Genomic DNA, 22792 nt, shown 5'->3' with positions numbered 1-22792 from the left:
ATTATCCCTTAAAATCAATTATTTTGCCATTTGGCGTATAAATTTCACTTACGCTACCTAGTCGTATCTCGCACTCAAATTTTTCATTAAGAAGTTTTGCGACTTTATTAAAAGGCGTGGTGATTGATGAAATTTGAGAATTTTTAAATTCAAAAATTAGCGGAGCGAAATTTCCAAAAACAAGATAAACGCTACTTGTTTTTAGCTCTTTTTTTATTTGAAAAATCCCTAAATTTTCTCCGTAAGCAAAAGGAATATGAATGATGTCTTTTTGAAGAGCAAAAAGTATATCCGTATAAATTTCAAATTTTTCTTTGTTGCTTTCTTCTGCTAGTTTTAAAAAAATATAATCATAAAACCATTTTAAATTAGGCTCATTTATTATTTTTTCCAATAGCTCAAGTCCGTTTTCAAGAGTGTGCAAAGGGCTGAAATTTGGTTTTTCGTATAAATTTTGTATTATGATATTTTCGCTTCCCGCACCTATCTCGCCCCAGTATTCCTTGCCTATTTTAAGCTGTTTCATGCTTTTTGTGCTGAGTGTTTTATTTTTAAATTTTAAGTTGTAGCGGTTGTAACCTATTTTTTCAAGCACTTTTATGCTTATAGGCAAAGATGCGTTTAAAACCACTCCGCTTTGATTTCCGCTAGCTATTTTTTGTATTTTAGAAATGGTTTGTATCATAGCTCGCTTGCCAAATTTACGATACTAAGAGCTATATTTTGTTTGCTGTCAAGCGGTATTATTTGCTCGCTTTTTTTAGTTATAAAAGTTACTTCGCTAACATCTGAGCCGAATTTTACGTTTTGATCAAGCAGATTTAGGCAAACCGCATCAAGCTTTTTATCTAAAAGCATCTGTTTTGCTTTGCTTTTAGCGGTTTTTGCCTCCGTTTCCATTTTGAAGCCTACTTTTTTTACATTTTTAAATTTATCCAAGGAGGCTAATATATCGATATTTTGTTTTAAATTTAGCTGCCAAATTTCACCTAAATCCTCTTTTTTAAGCTTTCCTTTTGCAGATATTTCGGGTATGTAATCACTCACCGCTGCCGCCATAACAAGCAAATTTGCATCCTTTAGCTCATCTTCAAGGGTGTTTTTTAGCTCGTTTGAGCTTTTAAATTTAAGCGTTTTATAAGGCGTATTTTCGCATTCAAAGCTTGCAATCAGCGTTACATCCGCACCTACGTAGTAAAACGCATCAGCCAAAGCTCTTGCCATCTTTCCGCTTGATAGGTTTGTTATGGTTCTTACTTCATCTATATTTTCGCTTGTGGCTCCGCCTGATATAACGACTTTTTGACCGCTAAATTTAGCCTTGCTAAGAGCCTTTTTAATTTCGTAAATTATAGTTTGATTATCGGCTAACGCGCCTTTCCCCATATCTTTACAAGCTAGCATTTTATAGACAGGATCTATAAATTTAACACCGCTTTGTCTTAAAAACTCAAAGCTTTTTTGAGTTGAAAAATGATTAATCATCTTATCGTTAGCAGCCGGAGCTATTAAGATCGGTGCGGTAGATGCGATGAGAGTTTGCATAAATACATTATCACAAATGCCGTTTGCAAGCTTATTTATCGTATTTACCGAGGCCGGTGCTATTAAGATGAGATCCATTTTTGCATAGGCTATATGGTTAAGCCCCGCTTGCCAATTTTCGCTCGCACTTGTTAAAATTTGATGTTCGCTAAGCGCTTCAAATCCAAGCGCGGAGCAAAATTTCAAAGCTCCATCGCTAAGCATAACATATACATCAGCGCCTTCTTTTTTAAGCATAGATAAAATTTCATAAGCCTTATAAAATGCGATACTTCCGCAGACCGCAAGTAGGATTTTTTTATTTTTGAGCATCTTTTTCACCGAAAAATTTATAGAAAAATCCGCTTTTATTTACTTGTTTGCTCCTGCTTATCGCAAGCGAGCCGCTTGGTACGTCTGAGGTGACGGTGCTTCCTGCGGCTATCAGTACGTCATCTCCTATCGTTACGGGGGCTATGAGCTGAGTGTCTGAGCCTATAAAGACATTTTTGCCGATTATGGTTTTGTGTTTTGATTTTCCGTCGTAGTTGCAAGTGATAGTTCCACATCCTATGTTTGTGCCTTCATCTATCTGCGCATCGCCAAGATAGCTTAGATGACCCGCTTTTACTTTGTTTAGATTTGAGGCTTTTACCTCTACGAAATTTCCTATGTGAGAGTTTTTAATAACGCTTTTTGGGCGAATTCTGCCAAGAGGTCCTATGCTCGAGCTTTCTATTATACTATCTTCTACTACACTTGAGCTTTTGATGACCGAGTCTTTTATCTCGCATGCGCCAATTATGCTTACGTTTTCTTGTAGTTCGCATTCGCCTTCAAATTTCGCTCTGCTGTCTATATAAATAGAGTCTGCCAGGCGCATCAATACTCCCTGTTTCATCCAGTTTTGTTTTATCTCTTCTTGCATTATTTTTTCGGCTACGCTTAGCTGAAATTTGTCGTTTATTCCCATGAAATTTTGCTCATCTACCGTTACTGCCGAGCATTTGAAATTCAGTTCGTTTGCTATTTTAACGGCATCTGTTAAGTAGTATTCGTTTTGTGCATTTTGATTTTTTATAAGCGGTAAAATTTGCTTTAAAACTTCGGTTTTAAAGGTATAGCATCCCGCATTTACGCTTTTTATCATCCTTTGCGTTTCGCTTGCGTCTTTTTGCTCTACTATCGCTTCAACCATGCAGTTATTTACGATGACTCGACCATATCCTTGCGGATCTTTGGCTTCAAACACGCTTACTGCTATATCGGCACTAGCCGCGTTTAGTCTAATGATATCATTTGTTTTAATTAGCGGCATATCTCCACATAAGATTATTGTTTTTTCGCTATTTAAATTTACGTTTTTAAGTGCGCCTGCGGTACCTGGGGAAAGTTTTAAATCCTGCTCGTAAATTTTGGTTTTAGGAAAAATTTCTTTGATTTTAGCTTCAACCATCTCTTTTTGATAGCTTAAAACAACGCTAACATCATCGCTTATCTCGTAAGCTTTTCTTAAAATATGTATTATCATCGGTTCGCCGCAAATCTCAAAAATCACTTTTGGTTTTGTTGATTTCATTCTAGTGCCAAGTCCTGCAGCAAGGATGACTACGCCGATGTCGCTCATATTTTTTCCTTGAATTAAAATTTGCTAAATTTTATCTTACGCTTGCTAAATAGTTGATTAACTATTATGATAATTGATTTTTTATCTAATTCTATTAAAGTAACTATCGTAAATTTTTATAAGTTAATCAAAATTTAACTGCTTTTCAAGTAAAAATAACTACAATAATAAGAAAATTTTAAAATTTAAGCTTTAAAGAGAGTTTGAGATGGATTTAGGAACCGTTGTCGGTTGGATTTTGATTATGGTTTTATTGTTTGGTGCGATGGCTATCGGCGTTGGTATCGGACCTTATATCGACATTCCTTCCGTGATGATCGTTTTTGGCGGAACTATCGGATGCTTGATGGTCGGCTTTAAGATGGAGCAGATGAAAAAGCTGTTTACTTTTTATGGAATCGCCATAAAACCTAAGACATTTAATCTTCAAGAGATAGTTAAAAGGATGGTTGAATACTCCACAAAAGCTCGTAGAGACGGAATTTTGGCTCTTGAGACCGACGCAAATAACGAAACTGACGAATTTCTTAAGAAGGGTCTATCTATGGCGGTTGACGGAAATGAGCCTGATGATATAAGAGCTTTGCTTGAAATAGATATGGAGCAAACCAGCTCAAGACACACCGATAATATCAAAATTTTTGACCAGATCGCAGGTTTTGCAGGCTCGATGGGTATGATAGGAACTCTCATCGGACTTGTCGCTATGCTTTTAAATATGTCTGATCCTTCCGCTATCGGTCCTTCTATGGCGGTAGCCCTCATTACTACACTTTATGGAGCGATGATAGGAAATATCCTTGGAGCGCCCGTTGCAAATATCTTAGGTATCCGAGATAAAGACGAAAGTCTTGCAAAAACGATTATAATCGAAGGTATTATGGCTATCCAAGCGGGCGATAATCCTCGTACGCTTGAGATGAAGCTTCTTTCTTTCTTGCCGCCTAAAGAGCGAGTAAGTCAGTTTAACTAAGGCTAAAAATGGCTAAGAAATTAATCGATCCCGCCGATTGTCCTAAATGTCTGCCAAGTTGGCTTGCTGCTTTTGGCGATTTGATGTCTCTTTTGCTCTGTTTTTTCGTGCTTTTATTATCAATGAGTACGATGGATGCTAAAAAACTTGAAGCGGCGGTAGGATCGCTTGCAGGGGCTTTAAGCGTGCTTGAAGGAGGTGCAAAGCCTGATGTAAGCCCTGAACAAAATCAAGACTCTCACGCCACAAGAAATAAAGAACGAACCGATGTTCAGCTAAATTTCGACCAGACCGTAAAATCCATAAACGAGCTCTTACACGCCAGCGGCTCGCCTGAAGTTACGCTTGATGAGAGTGAAAGCGGCTTTATCATAAGACTTCCTGCAAGCTTGCTCTTTAGCAAGGGAAGTGCGGTTTTAAGTAACGATGATGCTATTTTGTTTTTAAAGCGCATCGCTATGGTTATAGATAAGCTTCCGGGTGATATCGTAGCAAACGTAGTAGGACACACGGATAACGAGCTTCCAAATAGCGATAGCATATACAAAAACAACTGGGAGCTCTCTTCAGCCCGTGCTATAAGCGTCGTAGATGAGCTTATCAAAGACGGCGTAAGCCCTAAAAAGCTTATGGCCTCGGCAAAGGCCGAATTTGAGCCCTTTGCTTCAAATTCCACCGAGCAGGGCAGGGAGAAAAATCGTCGCGTAGAAATTCACTTCATCTCGCAAGATAAAGGAGACAGGGCAAAAACGCAACAAAGCATACTTGATATGCAGGGCAAGTAGGAAGCGTAAGTGAAAAAACTTCTATTTTTGCTATTTTTTGCTTTGGCTGTTTTTGCGGATGACAACTTAACTATCCCGACCGTAAATTTAACCCTAACGGCACCCGATACGCCACAACAACTTGTAACCTCGCTAAACGTATTAATCGTCTTAACGATACTAACCCTTGCGCCTTCGCTTGTCTTTATGATGACAAGCTTTTTAAGGCTTATCATCGTATTTTCATTTTTACGCCAAGCTATGGGAACTCAGCAGATGCCCCCATCTACCGTGCTTATCTCACTTGCTATGGTTCTTACGTTTTTTATCATGGAGCCTGTGGTGAAGCAGTCTTATGACGTAGCCGTTAAGCCCTATCTGGATGAGAAGATAAGCTATCAGGTTGCGTTTGAAGAGGGAGTTAAGCCGTTTAAAGAATTTATGATAAAAAATACCAGAGAAAAGGATTTGGCTCTGTTTTTCCGCATAAGAAATTTGCCAAATCCGCAAAATATCGAAGAAATTCCGCTAACTATAACCATGAGTGCATTTATGATAAGCGAGCTAAAGACCGCTTTTGAGATAGCGTTTTTGATATATCTGCCGTTTTTGGTTATAGATATGGTTGTAAGCTCCGTGCTTATGAGTATGGGTATGATGATGCTTCCTCCTACTATGATTTCTCTACCTTTTAAGCTGCTTATCTTCGTGCTTGTAGATGGCTGGAATCTGCTTGTTATGAATTTGGTGCGGAGTTTTCATTAGATATTTAGTGCTAAAATTTGAATAAAGGATGGCAAAGATGGCATTTAAGTATGAATTTAATCTATTTTATCTTTTTAGCAGACATCTACTAAGCCTTATGGATTTAGAATGAAAAAGGCTTGTCTGGCGCTTGCTCTTGGTTTAAGTCTAAACGCAAGCAGTCTAAGCGAGATCATAAATTTAGCTCACAGCTCAAATTTGGCTCAAATTTCAAGCATGCAGCCTCAAAAATCACAGCTTAAGCACGAAAGCATTCGCAGCTCTTATATGCCAAATTTAAACTTAAAAGGCGGATATAATTATCATTTGCTAGATCCTAGCATACTAACTCCAAAGCAAAGCTTGCAAATTTTAGCAAGTATCGAGTTTTTGTTATATGACGGAGGCAAAAGAGAGGCGAGCTTAGCCGCGCTTAAGCACCTGCACGGAAGTGAAATTTTAAAAAATGAGGATTTTAAAAACTCTCTTGCTCTTGATATTTGCAGGCTTTACTTTAACTTCATTGCGCTAAATGAGATCATAAAAGCAAAAGAGGCTCAGATAAACTACCTTAAAAACGCCCTTGATAGACTTGAGAAATTTTACTCCGCCGGACTTGCGGCGATTGATGAGTTTGAAGCGATCAAGGCTAAATTTCACGCTGCAAAGGTTGAAGCGCTAAGCTATAAGCAAAAGCAAGATGAGATAAACAGCAAGATAAATCTGCTTACAAATGAAATTTTAACCCCTTCAAGCGGCTCCAGGATAGATGAGCCAAATTTGGCGCAGGGTTCAAACAAAACGGCTCTTAAAGTCCTTGAAGAAGAATTTAAGGCAAGCCGTGAGGATATAAAGATCGCAGGCTCAGCCACGCTTCCGCAAATTTTCATTAAAGACACTTACTCCGTTTACCGAAACGACTTTGACAACGACTTCTCTTCGCTTGATCCTAGGTTTCAGGCTATAACGCCGTATCTTGATACGATTTTTAAGAAAAGACACAGGACAAACGAGATAACCATTGGTTTCTCTTGGAAAATTTTTGATTTTGAAGCGACCAGCAAAGAGAAGCAGATTAAACAAATAGCGTCAAATCAAGCCGCTTTGAATTTGGAACAAAAGAGGCTTGAAAATAGGATAAATTTGCAAAATTTAAAAAACGAATTAAATATCTTAAAAGAAAAAATTAATGCCCATGAGCTGGCGCTAAAAGCCGCCGATAGCTCTTATGAGGCGGTTTTTAAAAAATATGAAGCGGGACTTAGCGGATATGTGGAGTTTTTGCAGGCATTAACGGCTAAATTTGAAGCCCAAAGCGGGCTTGAGCTGAGCAAAGATGAATACGAGATAAAAAAGGCCGAGTTTTTGTATGAAAACGGCGAGGAAATTTTAAAGCGAGTAGTAGAGCGATGAATAGAATTTTAGGAATTTTAACCACTCTTTGCCTGATACTATCTGCGCAAGAGCAAATTTATGCAAATTTTGACGTAGTGGCTAAACACAGCGCAGAGCTTGCCATAAAGAGCTTTGGTATAGTTAAAAAGGTAAATGTAGATGTTTCTGATATGGTAAAAAAGGGCGATGTCTTAGTTGAGCTTGAAAACGAGAGTGAAAAAATCGCGCTTGAAGCGGCTAAAAATGATTTAGAGCTTGCAAATTTGGCTCTTAAGCACGCTAAAGACATATTGGAACGCTTTAAAAAAGTAAAAAGCGTAACTTCTGCTCAGGCTTACGAGGATGCGGAATTTGAGTTTAGGCGAGCTAGTTTAGCGGTGCAAAAGGCAAAAATCGCTATCAAAAACGCAAACGAAATGCTTGAAAACAAACTTCTTAAAGCGCCTTTTGACGGCACAATATCCAAAAAGAGCATCGAAGTAGGCGAAGGTGTAGGCGGAGTAGCTCAAAGGCTCATTGGTATATTTTCATATCCTGAAGTTAAGCTTGTGATCAGCTATGATGAAAAATTTAAAGATGTAGTAAAAGTAGGAAGCGAGTTTAGGTATAAGCTTGACGGCTCAAACGAAGAAATAGTAGGCGCTATAGCTTTAATTCATCCTAAAATAGATACGAAAACACGTAAAATTTACGCTGAAGTTTATGCGCAAGGTCTTATGCCGGGGCTTTTTGGCGAGGGATATATAACGGTGAAATAGATGTATAGATTTGCCATAAATAGACCCATAACGACGCTGATGATATTTATGTCCCTTGTCGTTTTTGGCGTCATGTCGCTACAAAGAATGCCCGTAAATCTCTTTCCCGAAATTGAAATTCCGCTCATTAAGATCACTACTTACTCGGGTGGAGATATGAATTTAATCGAGTCAAAAGTCACTAAAAAGATAGAAGATGAGATCTCTACTATTGACGGCATAGATAAAATTCACTCATACAGCTACAACAATCTAAGTGTGGTGCTTATACAGTTTGACCTTGAAAAAGATATCAACGTGGCTGCCGATGATGTGCGCGATAAGGTAAGTAAGGCGGGCGTTGACGGTAGAAGCGAGATAGAAAAGATCAAAGGAACGGGCGATAGAATTTTAAACATATTTATAAGCTCAAATAGTGGCGATGAAGTCGCTCTTATGAAGCTTGTAGATGAGAAGGTAAAGCCATTTTTGCAGCGCATTGACGGGATAGGTAAGGTTGATGATACGGGATTTTTGCAGCCTCAGGTGAAAATTTACCTTGATCCTTTTAAGCTTGATAAATTCGGTTTGAATGCAAACGATGTCGTAAATTTGATCAAGACTCAAAACTTAAAAGCCCCTTTAGGCAAGCTTGAAAACGAAAATTCCGAACTCTTTTTAAAGAGCAATTTTGACGCAAGCAGCATAGATGAGCTTAAAGAGCTTAGGCTTGCAAGCGGGATATTTTTAAAAGATGTCGCGCGCATAGAGCTTGATAAGCAAGATACCGATAGTATCGCCGTGATGAACGGCAAGCAAGGCGTCATGCTTGAGCTTTTAAAGATAAGCGGAGTAAATGCTCTAGCTACGATAGAAAACGTAAAAGCTAAGATAGATGAGCTAAGGCAGATCGTGGGCAGCGAGTATGAGCTAAAGATCGCCTTTGATAACAGTGAAAACATCACAAAGCACATCAGGCAGGTTGGATTTGATATGGTGCTTGGGGTTGTTTTAACCATCTTTATAGTATTTTTCTTTCTTAGGAATTTTAGCTCTACCGTTATCTCTGCACTTTCCATACCTACGAGCATTATCGGGACGTTTTTTATTATCGATATGCTTGGGTTTGACCTAAATCGCCTCACTTTGATAGCACTTACGCTTGGGATCGGAATTTTTATCGATGACGCGATAGTTGTTATAGAAAATATCTCAAAAAAGATGCAAGAGGGCGAGACAAATCCTTTAAAAGCAAGTTTTGCGGGAGTGGGCGAGATAACATTTAGCGTACTTTCCATAAGTGCCGTTTTGCTTTGCGTATTTGTGCCTATTGCGTTCATGGAAGGCATTGTGGGCAGATACTTTAACTCCTTTGCCATGAGCGTAGCGGGCGGTATAGTGGTGTCGTTTTTTGTATCCATTATGCTTATACCAAGCCTTGGGGCTAGGTTTTTAAACGCGCAAGAGGGCAAATTTTTTCATCTTACCGAACCTTTTTTCGTTGCTCTTGAAAACGGCTATGCGTGGCTTTTGGCGATTATTTTAAAATTTAAAACTCTATTTGTTGTTTTAAGCCTTGCATTGCTTGCGCTTTGTATGAGTCTTGCCATGAAAGTCGGCATGGATTTTATGCCTATTGAGGATAATGGCGAATTTGAAATTTTCATTAAAGCCCAGCCCGGAATTTCACTTGTTGCTATGAGTGAAAAGTCCTCGGTCGTGCTTGATGAGCTAAATAAAGACCCGCGTGTGGATTATGCCTATATGCTTGTTGGATATACTGACGCGAAAGATGCTTTTAAGGCTAAAATTTACGCTAAATTAAAAGATATAAAAGAGCGAAGAGATAGGCAGCCTCAGATCATGGAAGAGTATAGAAAGAAGCTTAAGATCGATGATCTAAATATCAAAATTTCAGCCCTTCCTATGGTCGATGCAGGCGGAGCAAACGAGCCTGTGCAGCTGGTTATCACAGGCGATAGTTTAGAAAAACTTGATGAAATTTTATCTCAGGCTAGGCAAATTTTAGAGAGCGTTAGCGGAGTTGTCGATATAAGCAGCGACAACGAAGATAGGATAAATCAGCTTGAAATTTCGGTAAATAAAGAAAAAGCTAAGCGTCTAGGCATAAGCGAATATGATATCACAAGGGTAGTTTACGGCTCTTTTGGGCAAAATTTCCTCGGCTCTTTTGATGACGGTAATGACCAATACGACATAATGCTTAGGTTTGATGACGAGCATAGAAAAGATGTATCTTCGCTTGAAAAGCTGCGTATAAGAAGTGCAGGCGGCGAATCTGTCGCGCTAAATTCGGTCGCAAATTTTAAGCTTACTAAGACCTTTTCATCGATTATGCGATTTAACAAACAGCGTCAAATTTTAATCGTAGCAAATGTGGATAATATCCCGCTTGATAACGTGCAAAAAGTTGTTGATGAGCAAATCCCAAGCATACTGCCTAAAGGATATGATTACCGCATGACGGGCTTTATAGAGCTAATGAATGATACGAACGAGGCGTTTATATTCACCATTAGCCTTAGTGTAATTCTCATATACATGATACTAGCCGCACTTTATGAGAGTCTTATCATGCCTTTTATCATCATGATATCTATGCCGCTTGCATTTGGCGGAGTTGCCGTGGGGCTTTATCTAAGCGGAAATTCGTTTAGTCTTTTTGTGATGGTCGGAGCGATTTTGCTATTTGGAATGGTTGGCAAAAACGCTATTTTGGTTGTGGACTTTGCAAACAGATACGCAAACGAGGGCATGAATGTAAATGAGGCCATCATAAAGGCGGGCTCAAAGAGATTAAGAGCGATACTGATGACAACCTTTGCGATGATATTTGCCATGCTTCCGCTTGCTCTTTCAAGAGGGGCGGGCTATGAGGGCAACTCGCCTATGGCTATATCTATCATCTCAGGACTTATTAGCTCGACTATCCTTACACTTTTCTTGGTACCTGCGCTATTTGGCATAACATATAAGGTAGATAAGTTTATCGGTAAAATTTATAAAAGAGATGAAATTTAAGGATGCAAAATGAGCTTTAAGAGTTTTTATCAGCTTGTTTTTATCACGGTTTTATTTAGTGGATGCGCCTCTTTAAACCAAGCTAAAAATCAAAATTTACATAGCAATTCAAGCAAACCTGAGGTCAAGCAAGAGCATATATGCAAGGATAAAACATCAAGCGAGTGCAATGATATGGGCGTTGAATTTGAGCTTGCAGACGATCTTAAAAGTGCAGAAATTTGTTACAAAATAGCCTGTAAAAGCGAGCTTGGAGTAGCTTGTTCAAACCTAGGTTCGCTTTATCAGAGATTTGACGGACACGAAAACGATAGCGAAGTTATAGCGCTATTTTTAAAAGCTTGCAAGCTAAACAGCAAATACGGCTGTTATAACGCGGGCAATTCATATAGACTAGGCACCGAGACGGGGCATAATTTCGTGCGAGCCATAAAGCTGTATGAAAAAGCCTGCATAGATCTTAAGCACTCAAAGAGTTGTACGAATTTAGGCGGTATGCATCATTTCTCTTTAGGGGTTGAGGGTGGTAGCAGAGATGTGGCTAGGAAGTATTATAAGATGGGTTGCGAACTTGGCGATGAGGTAGGGTGTAAAAATTTCTCCTTGCTTGAGGATAAATTTTAGCTCCAGCTTACTTTAAAAGTCGTGTTTTGACCGATCTGGCTTTCGCAAATTATGCTTAAATTATTGCTTTCGCAAACTCTTTTTACCAAATTCAGTCCTATTCCAAATCCTCCTTGGTCGTTGTTAAAGCGTGTGTAGCGATCGTAAATTTTCTTTTGCTGCTCTTTACTGATACCTTCGCCGCTATTTGTGATAGCAAATTCGTTTTTGCTTAAATTTATGCTTACAAATCCGCCTATGTTTGAATATTTTATAGCGTTACTGATGAGGTTATCTATCATTCTTCTTACCTCATAGAGGTTTGCGTTTATACTCGCTTCGCTTAAATTTATTTGCGGGCTGATTGAGCGTTTGGCAAAAAACGGAGCGAAATATTCAAGCCGTTCGTTAAATAGATTTTTTAAATTTATCTGCTCTTTTTTGCTTGCGTCGCTTTTGCTAAAGGATAGGTATGTAAGATCTTCGTAGATATTGCTTAGGCTTCTGGCTGCCAGTTCGATATTATTAAGGCGTTTTAAATTTTTGCTACTAAGCGTGCTTTTATCGGTTGTTTCTATACTCATCATTATTATGCTAAGAGGCGTGTTTATCTCGTGTGTTGAGTCTTTTATGAAGCGATTTAGCGCATTTATCTTGGCGTGAAGCGGCTCCAAAGAAAGCTTTGCCAAGTAGTAGGCTATAACCATGATAATTGTAAGTATCAGAAGTAAATTTCCTAAAATTTTAAGCTTTAAGATATTTAAATCGCTTCTTATATCCCTTCCTTCAAGTAATATATTTGCCGTTGAGAGCTCTCCGGTGCCATTGCTTTCCATGCTTTGAAGCGCTTCATATATAACCACTTTACCCTCTTTTAAAAACGCTACGTTTTTTTTGGTATCTTGCAAACATTCGGTGTCTTGATAGATTATCTTGCCGTCTTTTGAGATGATACATGCGCTTACTTGCTTTTCTTGCATGAGTGCAGCGGCGGAATTTATGCCGTTCATGCTGGCTTTCATATAAATTCCCATTTTTATCTCTTTGAGATTTTTTACTTCGTTTGAGATAAGCGCCTCTTTTGCCGCTTTATAATCATTTGTAAAAAAGTAGCTCAAAAATATGGCACTAGTTAGTAGATAGAGGGATAAAATTTTAGATATTATCTTGGTTTTTTCAGACATAGATGTAGCCGTCACCTCGTTTATTTATGATGCTGTCCTTGCCTAAAATTTGGCGTAAAGTCCTTATATATACGCGCAAACTTTGCTCGCTTGGCTCTTCGTCATAGCCCCAAATTTTATCATATATAACCTCTTTTGTAAGAAGCTTGTTTTTGTTTTGTAAAAATAGCGCTAAAAGCTCACTCTCTTTATTTGAGATATTTACGTTTTCGCCGTCTTTTTGAACTGTTTTGCTATCTATGTGAAATCTAAACCCGTCGGCAATCTCGATAAAGTCATCGTTTGTATGAGAGAAATTTCGCCTAAGTAAATTTTTGATACGCAAAAGCAACTCTTTAAGCTCATAGGGTTTTTTAAGGTAGTCATCGCAACCGCTTTTGTAGCCCACCTCAAGATCTTCTATAGTATTTAGGGAGGTCGTAAATATCGCAGGCGTAGTTACGTCAGCCTTCCTTAAGGACGATAGAAGCGAAAATCCATCGCCTTTAGGAATTTTAACGTCAAGTATCAAGATGTCGAATTTTTGCTCATAGGCTAGATCAAGAGCGGTTTTAGCATCTATGCAAGCGGTTATTTTATAATCTCTCTCGCTTAGATACTCGGTTATCATTTCGCTTAAAATTTCATCATCTTCTACGAGCAAAATTCTTGTCATTACATTATGCCTTCAGGTTTTTTCATCTCTTTTTTCATTTCATCTTTTTTCATCATCATATCATCTTTTTTATCAGACATATCTTTTTTCATGTCGCCTTTCATCTCGTCTTTATGCATTTTCATATCATCTTTCATCTCTTTTGCCATCGGCATATCTTTAGACATCATATCATCTTTTTTCATATCTGCCGCCATAGCACCACCAACCATAAACATAGCGCCAAGCGCAACTAAAACTAACTTTTTCATTTTGTCTCCTTGTGATAAATTATGCTGAAATCTTAACCAGGAAGTATAAAGTGAGTGTTAATTGATTTTGTGCCCTCAAATTTTAATTATAAAAGCCTATAAGTCACGATCAAATAGTCAAATTTGTTTTAAATTTTCATATCTAGTTTGCTTATCTTTCTAAGCTCTTCGAAATCATTTTTTATAACAATTGTATCAAAGAGCTTAAATTATTTGCATGGATTTTATAATTCTATAAAAAATAAAATCAGAAATCAATATGTAAAATATATTTTTTTATAATTTTGATTTAAGGGGTAATTATGCAAAGAAACAAAAAGTAAAATTTGAGGCTTCTTTTGCCTCAAATTTGTAGTATCAAAATGAAATTTTATAGCCCAAGCAGGCTTTTAAGCACCATATAAATTATCGCCGCCGATCCGCCTGCTATCGGTAGGGTGATAACCCAAGCAAGCACGATAGGCTTAACCATAGCCCAATTTGCATCGCGGTTTAGTATGCCTATGCCAAGAACGGCTCCTATTAAGATGTGGGTTGATGATACGGGGATACCAAGCTTGGTAGCTAGCAGGATAACCGTACTTGCCGCAAGCTCCGCACTAAAGCCCGTAGTGGGTAGAATTTCGGCAAGTTTTGAGCCGATAGTGGTGATAACCTCTTTGCCTAAGAACCAAAGCCCGACCACAAGCGAAATGCCAAACGTTATCATAGCGATACTAGGGATCGGAGCCGTGGCGTTTATGTTGCCTGTTTTTAGCACGTCAAGTATTGCGGCAAAAGGTCCTACGGCGTTTGCTATGTCGTTTGCGCCGTGCGAGAATGCAAAAGATGAAGCCGTAAAGATCTGAAACCATGAAAATATGCGATTTGTGCTCTTTTCTGCGTCGTTTTTGCTCATGACGTTTATCATCGCAAGCGTGGCAAGGTATGTTACTATACCGATAACACAGATGATCCAAACAGTACCTATAAAGCCGATGCCTAAATTCAGGTGCTTAAGACCCTTAAATAGCATCATGGACGATATGATGATAGCACCAAAGCCAGCAACTATAGGGATATGCTTTCTCATTGCGCGGCTTGTGTCTATGCTCTTTTCACGCTCTTTCATGGATTTTATCATCGTTTTGTATTCGCTCTTTTCGCTACCTTCTTCGTCCTCATCAACTATGGCGATCTTGCTTAGAATTTTGATCTGCTCTTCAACCGGCTTTGTTTTAAGCTCGCGCAAATATCGCTCTTTATAGGCTTTGCGCTCTCTTTTTAGCATTTTTAGCTCAAGGTTATATTTTCTAGTAGGTGTTAAAATTCTGGTTTTTATGTAACCGTAGATGATGTATGAGAGAATTCCTCCAAGCAGAGGCGATATGACCCAACTTATGGCGATCTTGCCGATACCTGCCCAAGAGACCATATTTATAGCGTTTTTTGCGTCCATCGTAGTAAAACCCATTATAAGTCCAGCACCCACGATACCGCCTACTATCGAGTGAGTGGTAGAGATCGGCAAGCCCTTTTTAGAAGCGATAAAGAGCCAAAGTCCTGAACTTAGAAGCGCTGACATCATGATGATGACAAAGAGCATAGGATCCATTCCCGCTTCAGGAAATTTGATAATGCCTTCTCTTATAGTCTTAGTAACCTCTCCGCCTGCAAATATAGCCCCGCTTAACTCAAAAATAGCGGCGATGACAAGGGCTTGCTTGATGGTTACGGTTTTGGCTCCTACGCTTGTGCCAAAGGAGTTGGCTACGTCGTTTCCGCCGATATTAAACGCCATAAAGATACCAAATATGCTAGCAACCAAAAATAACAAGAAGTGGTGAGAAGGGATATACTGATAACCCCAGATAAAAAAGCCTATAGAGGCTATCATAAACATACAAAATGCAAAGAGGTTGTCGCGAGCCAAAAATGCCTCCAATGAGTAGTTTTGTTTAAAATTATTATAGCTACAAATTTTTTAAACTAGCTAAATTTGGCTAGTCGTATTTGAAATTCATTAAAATAATTTGCTGTTTTTATAGATTTCTCTCTTTGCAAAGTTTAACGGCAAATTTAACAGCTTCGATATAACTTGAACTGTCGGCTATGCCCTTGTATGAGATATCAAATGCCGTTCCGTGATCTACGCTTGTGCGAATTATCGGCAGATTTAAACTTGCATTTATGCTTTTATCAAAATAAAGCGCCTTAAGCGGAGCAAGTCCTTGGTCGTGATACATTGCAACCAGTCTGTTTAAATTTTTAAGCGAGCGAGGATTAAAGGCCGCGTCAGGCACCAAAGGTCCTGTAAAGATCTCTTTCTTAAGTTCTTTATTTGCCAAATTTATAGCCTTTTTGATACGTCTTTCTTCGCTTCCTCCAAGCACGCCGTTATCGCTTGCGTGCGGATTTAATCCCAAAACTCCGATACGCTCAAATTTCGTATTTTCATAAAAATTTATAAGAAATTTATAAATCTTTTTTGTTTTTATCTCTTTAAAAACATCTTTTAACGCGATATGATCGGTATAAAGCCCCACAAAAAGTTCCTCACATCCCATCATCATGATAGCGTCTTGCTTGAATTGATGCTTAAGATAGTCTGTATGTCCTACGAATTTTATCCCGGCTTTACTCCATGCCTCCTTGCTGATAGGCATAGTTACGACGGCTTGCACATCTTTTGACAGGGCTAAATTTATAGCCGTATCAAACGAATCAAAAGAAAATTTTCCGCTTTTTTTACTTATCTTGCCGGGCTTTATCTTAAAATTTTCTCCGCATTCATAAATTTTAAAATTTGCAGGCTTGCTTACTTCTAAAATTTTAAGAGCGCTAGTTAGCAAATCTTCATTTATACAGTAAATCGGCTCTGCAAATTTGCAAATTTCTTCATGCGCTTTTAGAGCGATTTCCATGCCCACTCCGTTTATATCGCCAACGCTAACGGCTATTTTATGCATGCTATCATCTCTTTTATAGCTGTTTCAAGACCTACAAATACACTTCTTGCGATGATGCTTTGCCCGATGTTTAGCTCGGAAATTTCAGGTATTTCAGCTATAAATTTTACGTTTTGATAGTTTAATCCGTGACCTGCTGCGACCTTTAGCCCAAGATATTTCGCCTCTTTTGCGCTTTGCTTGATCCTTGAAAGCTCAAATTCCAAAATCTCTCTTAGCTCTTTTTTGCTCTTTTGAAGCTCTTTTATAGAGTCTTTGCTGTGGGATAAATTTGAATTAAGCATTAAAAAGGTATTTGCATAAGCTCCCGTGTGTAGCTCGATCCACTGTGCACCAAGCTCGTGAGCCAGCATGATATCTTCTTGTTTAGGATCGATAAAAAGCGAAACTTCGATATCGTTTTTGTTTAGAGTTTTGATAACTTCTTGTAAATTTGGACTTTGTAAATTTAGCCCGCCTTCGGTTGTTAGTTCTTGTCTTTTTTCAGGTACCAGAGTAGCTCTTGCAGGCTTTAGTTTGATAACCAGATCGATAATGCTTTTATCCATTGAACACTCTAAATTTACAGGAATTTTGGAGTGAGTTATGATGTTTTGCGTGTCAGTTTCGTTTATATGTCTGCGATCTTCTCTAAGATGGATCGTTATCTGATCGGCTCCTGCCATGCAGGCGCTAAAGCAAGCTTGAAGGATGTCCGGGTCGTTTACGCGACGAGCCTCTCTTAAAACCGCGATGTGATCTATATTTACGCCAAGTAGCATGTCTATCCTTTTTGTTTGATTATATTAAATTTTGCTTTAAATTTACAATTGTTATAATTCAAAATCAAATTTAAAGGATAGAAATGACGATCAGAGAGCAAATTTTAGAAGATATAAAAACTGCAATGAAGCAAAAGGATAATTTTAGAAGAGATACGCTAAGACTTTTAAATTCGGCTATAAAACAGGTTGAAGTGGATGAAAGAGTCGAGATGACCGATGAAAGAGTGCTTGAAATTTTGCAAACTCAAGTAAAAAGAAGGGTTGATTCTATAGAGCAATACACAAAATGCGCGCGTGAGGATCTGGCTAAGGCTGAAGAAGACGAGATGAAGATCATTAGTGAGTATCTGCCAAAGCAACTGGATGACACAGAGCTAGAAACCAAAATAAAAGATATCATCGCCGAGATTGGCGCGTCAAGCGTAAAAGACATAGGAAATGTATCAAGGCTGGCAAGAGAAAGACTGGGTGCAACTTGTGATGCTAAGAGAATAGGGGAGTGTGCTAAAAAACTTCTTGTGTAAGATTTAAAAGGCTATTTTGCCTTTTAAATTTGTGGCGTGTATTATGCTTAAAACAAAAGAATTTTATTGAATTGTCTTTATCTTGCCTTCAAAATTTGAAATTGATCTTAAAGACAAGATAAAGATGTTTGATTTGAAATTGGCTCTTAAAATACAAACGCTCGTTTGCAAAGTTTTGTATTTTAATTCGTAATTTAATTTGAATTTCGCAATCGCAAATTTTGCTTTTATTTTTTACTTTCTTCGATGACCGCGTCTATAATCTTAAATATATCACTGCTAGTATCTTTTAGCTTTTTAAATCTGCTTACGAATTTTTCAATATCATCCATTGTGTAGCCGTCTTTTGACTCTTCTAAATTTTTAAGCATCAGTTCATCAAGCTGCTTAGCGGGTTCTTTAATCCTGTCAAAGCTCTTGGTTGAACCAAAATATTTTTTGTAGTCATTTTCATACCAATTATGCATATTTTCGAATTGTTTTTGCATAGCCTCGTCAAATCCGCGTTCGTTGATAACGTTATTATAGGCGGTTTGCTTGTAGATCACTTGGATGATTTTGCCCATGATTCCTATTGATTTATTTTCAACGTGTTTTGAAATTTGAGCCGTTTTTGTAGCACCCTCGCTAAAGACATTGATCGCCTCTCTGAAATTCGCAACGCTTACGTTAGCTACTTGAGCTATTTGTGTTATTTTGTTTGAATTTTCGTTTAAATCGTTTGTTTGTTGCTGCAAGGTTTGGATATTTATGCCGATCTCGCTTGTCGCTTTTTGTGTGTTTTCGGCTAGTTTTCTAACTTCATCTGCTACAACGGCAAATCCGCGCCCATGCTCTCCTGCACGCGCCGCTTCGATAGCCGCATTAAGAGCTAGCAAATTTGTTTGCTCTGCGATATCTTTTATTAAATTTACGACAGAGCTGATCTCGGCTGTTCTGTTGGTCAAATTTCTAATTGCCTCGCTTGAGTCGGTAATCAAATTTTCAAGATCGTTCATATTTGAGCTTAATTCATTTACGGCGATTATACCTTCGCTTGCTTTGCTTGAAGTATCTTGCGCCACGCTTGAAATTTCACTTAGGTCTTTTATGCTTTGATCAAGATCTTTTTTTGCGTCTGCTATGCCGCTATTTCCATTGCCAAGCTCACTAAATTTCTCAGAAAGAATTCCTCTAGTTTTGCCTTTTTGTCCCGCTTTTATACCCTCTACGCCTTCGCTCATAGACTGGGCATTTGTCTTAAAAAGACCTCTAAAACCGTCTATAAAAATATTTCTATATGCTATTCCGCTTTCGGCCGATTTTACGCAAGTTCCCATCTCTCTTTGCAAAGCCTCTATCTGATCTAGCAGATCGTTTATGCCAAGAGCTATTTGACCCAACGGTTCGTTTGGATTTATATTTAGTATTCTTGGCTCTAAAATTCCGTTTCTTGCCTGAGAAATTACATCTAAAATTTCGTCATAATTTACTTTATTTTTATTAAAAAACATAATTTTCCTCTTATAATCTTTGCAGATTATTCATAAATTCATCATAAGTTGTATTTTTCTCTTTTAAAATTCGCTCAAAGAGCTTTAGCGAAGCGTCCATTCCACCGCTTTTTTCTGCATTAAGCAAGTCTTTATAAAGAGGTATAATAATCTCAAGTGCCTTTGGGTTTGGTTTTCTGCGCACCGAGTAAAAACCTATGATGTTGCCTCTTTCGTCAATCGAAGCTGTAACATTTGCAAACACCCAGTAAAACGATCCGTCAAAGCTTCTATTTTTGACATATGCAAAAATTTCTCTTTTGTTTTTTATATATTCCCAAAGAAATTTAAAAATAACTCTTGGCATATCAGGATGTCTTACGATGTTGTGAGGCTTACCTATAAGTTCTGAGCTTTTTGCGCCTACAATTTCCGCAAAGGGTATATTACAATACGTAATTTTGCCTTTTGTGTCGGTTTTTGATACTAAAAAAGCGTCGCTACTTACTCGACGCTCTTTGGAATTTGTAGTTAAATTCATCTTTTTTCTTTTGCTTTAATTTTTAACCGCGCTTGCTAAATCCCACATAGGCATAAATATACCAAGTGCTAAAAATACTACCATAACAGCGATAAATCCTATCAAAATAGGCTCAATGTAAGCGGATATGTTATCTACTATGTCATTAAATTTAACCTTGTAGTAATCCGTTACTTTTTCCATCATCGCATCTATGCTACCGCTTTGCTCGCCCGCACTAATCATCTGTATAAGCATACCTTCGTAAAGCTCTGTATCTCTAAACGCATCAGTAAGAGAAACGCCTCTTTGTACAGCGATTTTAACTGTCGATAGTTTTTTGTTTATCTCCTGATTGGCAACAGTTAAAGTTGCAGTATCAAGAGCTTCAGCGATAGGAATTCCAGCTCTTACAAGCTCTGTAAAGATAAGATTAAATCTATTCATGGTTGAATAAAAAATAATATTGCCTATTAGATAGACTTTAAGCAGGTATTTATCAAAATTGTAGCTAAAGTCTTCATTTGTCCTATACATATATCTTATGCCATACACTATGAGTATAATAGCTCCTAATATATAAAGACCGTAGTTGTTTAAGGCGTTTTCTATGCCAAGAAGAATCCTTGTAGGTAGCGGTAAATTTGCACCAAGTTGTTCAAATATCTCTTTAAATTTAGGCACGACATACATCATAAGTATTACGAAAGCTATGACTATGGCTGTAACTACTATCATTGGGTATCTCATAGCTTTTTTAAACTTTTGCTGATTATCCCAAACTTCCTGCAAGATGTCTGCTAGTTTTTGTAAAGACTCTGCCATATTACCCGTATTTTCGCCAAGTTTAACCATGGCTATTACTACATCTCCAAGCTCGGTTCTAAAATTTGAGATGGCGTCTGTTAGGCTTTGACCCTGATTTAAATCATCGTTTAAATTTGAAAAAATAGCCTTAAGTCTTTTATCTTCTGTAGCGTTTGCAACTTCTTTTATGCTATCGTGGATTGAAATTCCGGCATTTGTCATTACACTTAATTGTCTTACGGCAGCTACTAAATTCGGAGTTTTTACCTTTGAGCCTTGAACAAAATTTTTAGCTCTTGAAAGCAAGTCCTGAAACTGCTCCTCAATAGGAACAGTTTTAGTTTCACCGATTTTAACTATAGCGCCGGCATTTTTCATTTTAGCTACGTTTTTAGCTTCATTTTGATTATTTGCTCTTAAGACCATCTTTTGTTTGCGGCCTTTTGACATATATTCTATTTCAAAATATTTCATGTTTTAGCAACCCTTAAAATTTCATCTATAGTTGTTACGCCTCTTGCAGCTCTTATGATACCGTCTTTAAACATATCTATAAAGCCTTCTTCGTAGGCTACTTTTTTAATCTCTTCTTTTGTTGTTCCATTTGCTACCATGCTTGCGATCTTGTCGCTGATAGGCAAAATTTCACTTATCATCTCTCTTCCGGTATATCCCGTTTGAGAACATTTTTCACAGCCTACATGCTTATAGAACTGATAATCTTGAGGCAAATAGTCTTTAAACTGCTCTTGAAGAGTTAGAGGGATAGTTGTCTTTTGCTTGCAATTTGGACAAAGTTTTCTAACAAGTCTTTGTGCCTCTATGGCTACCAAAGAACCGCTTATAAGATATGGCTCAATACCCATATCTACAATTCTTGTAACAGCGCTTATAGCATCGTTTGTGTGCAGAGTGGAAAATACCAAGTGTCCGGTAAGTGCCGCTTGCACGGCTATACGAAGCGTCTCTTGATCTCTGATCTCGCCGATCATTATGACGTCCGGGTCTTGACGAAGGATAGACCTAAGTGCTGAAGCAAAAGTAAGTCCTACTTTTTCATTTACATGAACTTGCTGTATCATATTTAACTGGTACTCGACAGGATCTTCGACAGTTATAATTTTCGTTTCTATACTCTTTATATCATTAAGTGCAGCATAAAGTGTAGTGGTTTTACCGGAGCCCGTAGGACCGGTTACTAAGATAATGCCGTAAGGAGCTTTCATTGCTTTATTAAATTTGGCAAAGCTTTGAGGATGCATGCCTAAATTTTCAAGGCTTATTAGTACTTTTGACTTATCAAGAATACGAAGAACAATACTTTCTCCGTTTAGTATCGGAAGAGTAGAGATACGAAAATCATACTCCTTGCCCATTATCTGAGCTGAAAAACGACCGTCTTGAGGCTTTCTACGCTCGGCTATATCCATGTTGGATAAAAGCTTCATACGAGATACCATAGGAGGATAGATGTCCTTATCAAAGATAAAGGTTTCTGTTAGCATGCCATCAATTCTGCTTCTTACGATACAGTTTGTCTCCGTAGGTTCTATGTGTATGTCGCTTGCTCTGCCTAGTATTGAGGTTTTTAGGATAACTTCAATCAGCTTTAAAATTCCGGAACTATTTTCATCTCCCGTTGATGCGGTCGTTGAGAGCTCTTTTCTTATGTCAGCAACTATGCCTTTTATGCTTTCGCTTAGTTCGATTTTATTAAGATGCTTATCTATCTGAAATGGATCTGCTATGACTACCTTTAGAAGTTTTCTGTTAAATATATTTTGAAGTCTATCTTGAGCAGCTATGTCAAATGGGTTTCTAAAGGCTACATAAACCCTTACTTCATCTTCTTTTACAGGTAAAGCTTCGTATTTTTTCAGTTGAGAAAGAGAAGTTTTTTCAGATAGCCTATAATCTATATCTATAGTATCTAAATCCATATATTCAAGTTCAAATTTTTTGGCTGTAAATTTTAAAAAATCGCTTAAATTTATGATGAATTTTTCTAGGATATTTGCTATGCTTATGCGTTGAGTTCTGTAAAGTTCAGATAAAATATTGATGATTGTTTGCTCTTGGATATCTGGTGCAACTTCTTTGATAATTTTTTCAAATTTATTATCTTGGGATAAAAGCTCTTCTATTTCCTGTTTTTGCTGTTGGGATATTAGATTGTTTTTTAAAGCGGTAGATAAGAATAGTTCATAAGGCATATCTATCACAAACACTCCTTGTTATAATAACTAACTAATTTTTAA

Annotated in this window: 21 protein-coding genes; 8 read left to right on the top strand and 13 right to left on the bottom strand. The window is 37.8% G+C overall.

Annotated features, from left to right (window positions below):
• Position 1: 1 nt before the first annotated feature.
• The 3 genes from CORI_RS05575 to glmU are packed head-to-tail and all read right to left on the bottom strand — an operon-like array spanning position 2 to position 3151.
• A complete protein-coding gene (locus CORI_RS05575) occupies positions 2–685 on the bottom strand; it encodes a hypothetical protein (RefSeq protein ID WP_173031155.1) in 684 nt (227 codons plus the stop codon).
• Complete coding sequence (gene coaBC / locus CORI_RS05570; protein WP_173031154.1) at positions 682–1857, bottom strand: bifunctional phosphopantothenoylcysteine decarboxylase/phosphopantothenate--cysteine ligase CoaBC; 1176 nt, start codon at positions 1855–1857, stop codon at positions 682–684. The genes CORI_RS05575 and coaBC overlap by 4 nt, the downstream gene beginning before the upstream one ends.
• Positions 1844–3151: a bifunctional UDP-N-acetylglucosamine diphosphorylase/glucosamine-1-phosphate N-acetyltransferase GlmU gene (gene glmU, locus CORI_RS05565; RefSeq protein ID WP_173031153.1), complete on the bottom strand. Its 1308-nt coding sequence runs from the start codon at positions 3149–3151 to the stop codon at positions 1844–1846. The genes coaBC and glmU overlap by 14 nt, the downstream gene beginning before the upstream one ends.
• Before the next feature lie 208 nt (positions 3152–3359).
• On the opposite strand from glmU, the gene CORI_RS05560 reads away from it, so the two are divergent.
• From CORI_RS05560 to CORI_RS05530, 7 genes are all read left to right on the top strand, one after another.
• Positions 3360–4124 carry a motility protein A gene (locus CORI_RS05560; protein WP_173031152.1) on the top strand — a complete coding sequence of 255 codons (765 nt, stop codon included), beginning with the start codon at positions 3360–3362 and terminating at the stop codon, positions 4122–4124.
• Positions 4125–4132: 8 nt separating this feature from the next.
• Positions 4133–4909, top strand: coding sequence for a flagellar motor protein MotB (locus tag CORI_RS05555; RefSeq protein ID WP_173031151.1), 777 nt, complete (start codon positions 4133–4135; stop codon positions 4907–4909).
• A gap of 9 nt (positions 4910–4918) precedes the next feature.
• Positions 4919–5653 carry a flagellar type III secretion system pore protein FliP gene (gene fliP / locus CORI_RS05550; protein ID WP_173031150.1) on the top strand — a complete coding sequence of 245 codons (735 nt, stop codon included), beginning with the start codon at positions 4919–4921 and terminating at the stop codon, positions 5651–5653.
• A 108-nt stretch (positions 5654–5761) separates the two neighbouring features.
• A complete protein-coding gene (locus CORI_RS05545; RefSeq protein WP_173031149.1) occupies positions 5762–7045 on the top strand; it encodes a TolC family protein in 1284 nt (427 codons plus the stop codon).
• Positions 7042–7785: an efflux RND transporter periplasmic adaptor subunit gene (locus CORI_RS05540; protein WP_173031148.1), complete on the top strand. Its 744-nt coding sequence runs from the start codon at positions 7042–7044 to the stop codon at positions 7783–7785. The genes CORI_RS05545 and CORI_RS05540 overlap by 4 nt, the downstream gene beginning before the upstream one ends.
• Complete coding sequence (locus CORI_RS05535) at positions 7786–10806, top strand: efflux RND transporter permease subunit (protein ID WP_173031147.1); 3021 nt, start codon at positions 7786–7788, stop codon at positions 10804–10806.
• A gap of 9 nt (positions 10807–10815) precedes the next feature.
• Positions 10816–11430: a tetratricopeptide repeat protein gene (locus CORI_RS05530; RefSeq protein WP_173031146.1), complete on the top strand. Its 615-nt coding sequence runs from the start codon at positions 10816–10818 to the stop codon at positions 11428–11430.
• On the opposite strand, the gene CORI_RS05525 is transcribed toward CORI_RS05530, so the two are convergent.
• The 6 genes from CORI_RS05525 to CORI_RS05500 all read right to left on the bottom strand — a co-directional run bounded on the left by CORI_RS05525 (position 11427) and on the right by CORI_RS05500 (position 17208).
• A complete protein-coding gene (locus tag CORI_RS05525; RefSeq protein WP_173031145.1) occupies positions 11427–12593 on the bottom strand; it encodes a HAMP domain-containing sensor histidine kinase in 1167 nt (388 codons plus the stop codon). The genes CORI_RS05530 and CORI_RS05525 overlap by 4 nt on opposite strands.
• Complete coding sequence (locus CORI_RS05520) at positions 12586–13248, bottom strand: response regulator transcription factor (RefSeq protein ID WP_173031144.1); 663 nt, start codon at positions 13246–13248, stop codon at positions 12586–12588. Before CORI_RS05520 ends, CORI_RS05525 begins: the two co-directional genes overlap by 8 nt.
• Positions 13248–13499: a hypothetical protein gene (locus CORI_RS05515; protein WP_170000770.1), complete on the bottom strand. Its 252-nt coding sequence runs from the start codon at positions 13497–13499 to the stop codon at positions 13248–13250. The genes CORI_RS05520 and CORI_RS05515 overlap by 1 nt, the downstream gene beginning before the upstream one ends.
• A gap of 370 nt (positions 13500–13869) precedes the next feature.
• Positions 13870–15411: an inorganic phosphate transporter gene (locus tag CORI_RS05510; RefSeq protein ID WP_169940720.1), complete on the bottom strand. Its 1542-nt coding sequence runs from the start codon at positions 15409–15411 to the stop codon at positions 13870–13872.
• Positions 15412–15520: 109 nt separating this feature from the next.
• Positions 15521–16447 carry a 4-hydroxythreonine-4-phosphate dehydrogenase gene (gene pdxA, locus CORI_RS05505; protein WP_173031143.1) on the bottom strand — a complete coding sequence of 309 codons (927 nt, stop codon included), beginning with the start codon at positions 16445–16447 and terminating at the stop codon, positions 15521–15523.
• Positions 16435–17208 (bottom strand): pyridoxine 5'-phosphate synthase, encoded by a 774-nt coding sequence (locus CORI_RS05500; RefSeq protein ID WP_173031142.1) that lies wholly within the window; start codon positions 17206–17208, stop codon positions 16435–16437. The genes pdxA and CORI_RS05500 overlap by 13 nt, the downstream gene beginning before the upstream one ends.
• 83 nt (positions 17209–17291) lie before the next feature.
• Here CORI_RS05500 and CORI_RS05495 point away from each other — a divergent pair, with 83 nt between their 5' ends.
• Complete coding sequence (locus CORI_RS05495) at positions 17292–17735, top strand: GatB/YqeY domain-containing protein (RefSeq protein ID WP_173031141.1); 444 nt, start codon at positions 17292–17294, stop codon at positions 17733–17735.
• A 227-nt stretch (positions 17736–17962) separates the two neighbouring features.
• Here the strand turns inward: CORI_RS05495 and CORI_RS05490 are convergent, their stop codons facing one another.
• Genes CORI_RS05490 through CORI_RS05475 form a run of 4 tightly spaced genes read right to left on the bottom strand, consistent with a single transcriptional unit; the run spans position 17963 to position 22747 of the window.
• On the bottom strand, positions 17963–19228 hold the full coding sequence (locus tag CORI_RS05490; RefSeq protein ID WP_173031140.1) for a methyl-accepting chemotaxis protein: 1266 nt from the start codon (positions 19226–19228) through the stop codon (positions 17963–17965).
• 10 nt (positions 19229–19238) lie between these two features.
• Positions 19239–19748, bottom strand: a complete 510-nt coding sequence (locus CORI_RS05485) for a PAS domain-containing protein (RefSeq protein ID WP_173031139.1) — start codon at positions 19746–19748, stop codon at positions 19239–19241.
• 15 nt (positions 19749–19763) lie between these two features.
• A complete protein-coding gene (locus tag CORI_RS05480; RefSeq protein WP_173031138.1) occupies positions 19764–21008 on the bottom strand; it encodes a type II secretion system F family protein in 1245 nt (414 codons plus the stop codon).
• Complete coding sequence (locus CORI_RS05475; protein WP_173031947.1) at positions 21005–22747, bottom strand: GspE/PulE family protein; 1743 nt, start codon at positions 22745–22747, stop codon at positions 21005–21007. The genes CORI_RS05480 and CORI_RS05475 overlap by 4 nt, the downstream gene beginning before the upstream one ends.
• Between the last annotated feature and the right edge of the window lie 45 nt (positions 22748–22792).

Source organism: Campylobacter sp. CCUG 57310 (genome assembly GCF_013201975.1).
GTDB lineage: Bacteria > Campylobacterota > Campylobacteria > Campylobacterales > Campylobacteraceae > Campylobacter_A > Campylobacter_A canis.
This window is presented reverse-complemented; position numbering and strand designations above follow the sequence as displayed.

Bases quoted from the DNA above. Each gene is read 5' to 3' on its own strand.
- CORI_RS05480 (WP_173031138.1), bottom strand. From the start codon at position 21,008: ATGAAATATTTTGAAATAGAATATATGTCAAAAGGCCGCAAACAAAAG.
- CORI_RS05475 (WP_173031947.1), bottom strand. From the start codon at position 22,747: ATGCCTTATGAACTATTCTTATCTACCGCTTTAAAAAACAATCTAATA.
- CORI_RS05520 (WP_173031144.1), bottom strand. From the start codon at position 13,248: ATGACAAGAATTTTGCTCGTAGAAGATGATGAAATTTTAAGCGAAATG.
- CORI_RS05545 (WP_173031149.1), top strand. From the start codon at position 5,762: ATGAAAAAGGCTTGTCTGGCGCTTGCTCTTGGTTTAAGTCTAAACGCA.
- CORI_RS05560 (WP_173031152.1), top strand. From the start codon at position 3,360: ATGGATTTAGGAACCGTTGTCGGTTGGATTTTGATTATGGTTTTATTG.
- CORI_RS05495 (WP_173031141.1), top strand. From the start codon at position 17,292: ATGACGATCAGAGAGCAAATTTTAGAAGATATAAAAACTGCAATGAAG.
- CORI_RS05515 (WP_170000770.1), bottom strand. From the start codon at position 13,499: ATGAAAAAGTTAGTTTTAGTTGCGCTTGGCGCTATGTTTATGGTTGGT.
- coaBC (WP_173031154.1), bottom strand. From the start codon at position 1,857: ATGCTCAAAAATAAAAAAATCCTACTTGCGGTCTGCGGAAGTATCGCA.
- CORI_RS05535 (WP_173031147.1), top strand. From the start codon at position 7,786: ATGTATAGATTTGCCATAAATAGACCCATAACGACGCTGATGATATTT.
- CORI_RS05490 (WP_173031140.1), bottom strand. From the start codon at position 19,228: ATGTTTTTTAATAAAAATAAAGTAAATTATGACGAAATTTTAGATGTA.
- CORI_RS05530 (WP_173031146.1), top strand. From the start codon at position 10,816: ATGAGCTTTAAGAGTTTTTATCAGCTTGTTTTTATCACGGTTTTATTT.
- glmU (WP_173031153.1), bottom strand. From the start codon at position 3,151: ATGAGCGACATCGGCGTAGTCATCCTTGCTGCAGGACTTGGCACTAGA.
- CORI_RS05525 (WP_173031145.1), bottom strand. From the start codon at position 12,593: ATGTCTGAAAAAACCAAGATAATATCTAAAATTTTATCCCTCTATCTA.
- CORI_RS05485 (WP_173031139.1), bottom strand. From the start codon at position 19,748: ATGAATTTAACTACAAATTCCAAAGAGCGTCGAGTAAGTAGCGACGCT.
- CORI_RS05540 (WP_173031148.1), top strand. From the start codon at position 7,042: ATGAATAGAATTTTAGGAATTTTAACCACTCTTTGCCTGATACTATCT.
- CORI_RS05575 (WP_173031155.1), bottom strand. From the start codon at position 685: ATGATACAAACCATTTCTAAAATACAAAAAATAGCTAGCGGAAATCAA.
- CORI_RS05500 (WP_173031142.1), bottom strand. From the start codon at position 17,208: ATGCTACTTGGCGTAAATATAGATCACATCGCGGTTTTAAGAGAGGCT.
- pdxA (WP_173031143.1), bottom strand. From the start codon at position 16,447: ATGCATAAAATAGCCGTTAGCGTTGGCGATATAAACGGAGTGGGCATG.
- CORI_RS05555 (WP_173031151.1), top strand. From the start codon at position 4,133: ATGGCTAAGAAATTAATCGATCCCGCCGATTGTCCTAAATGTCTGCCA.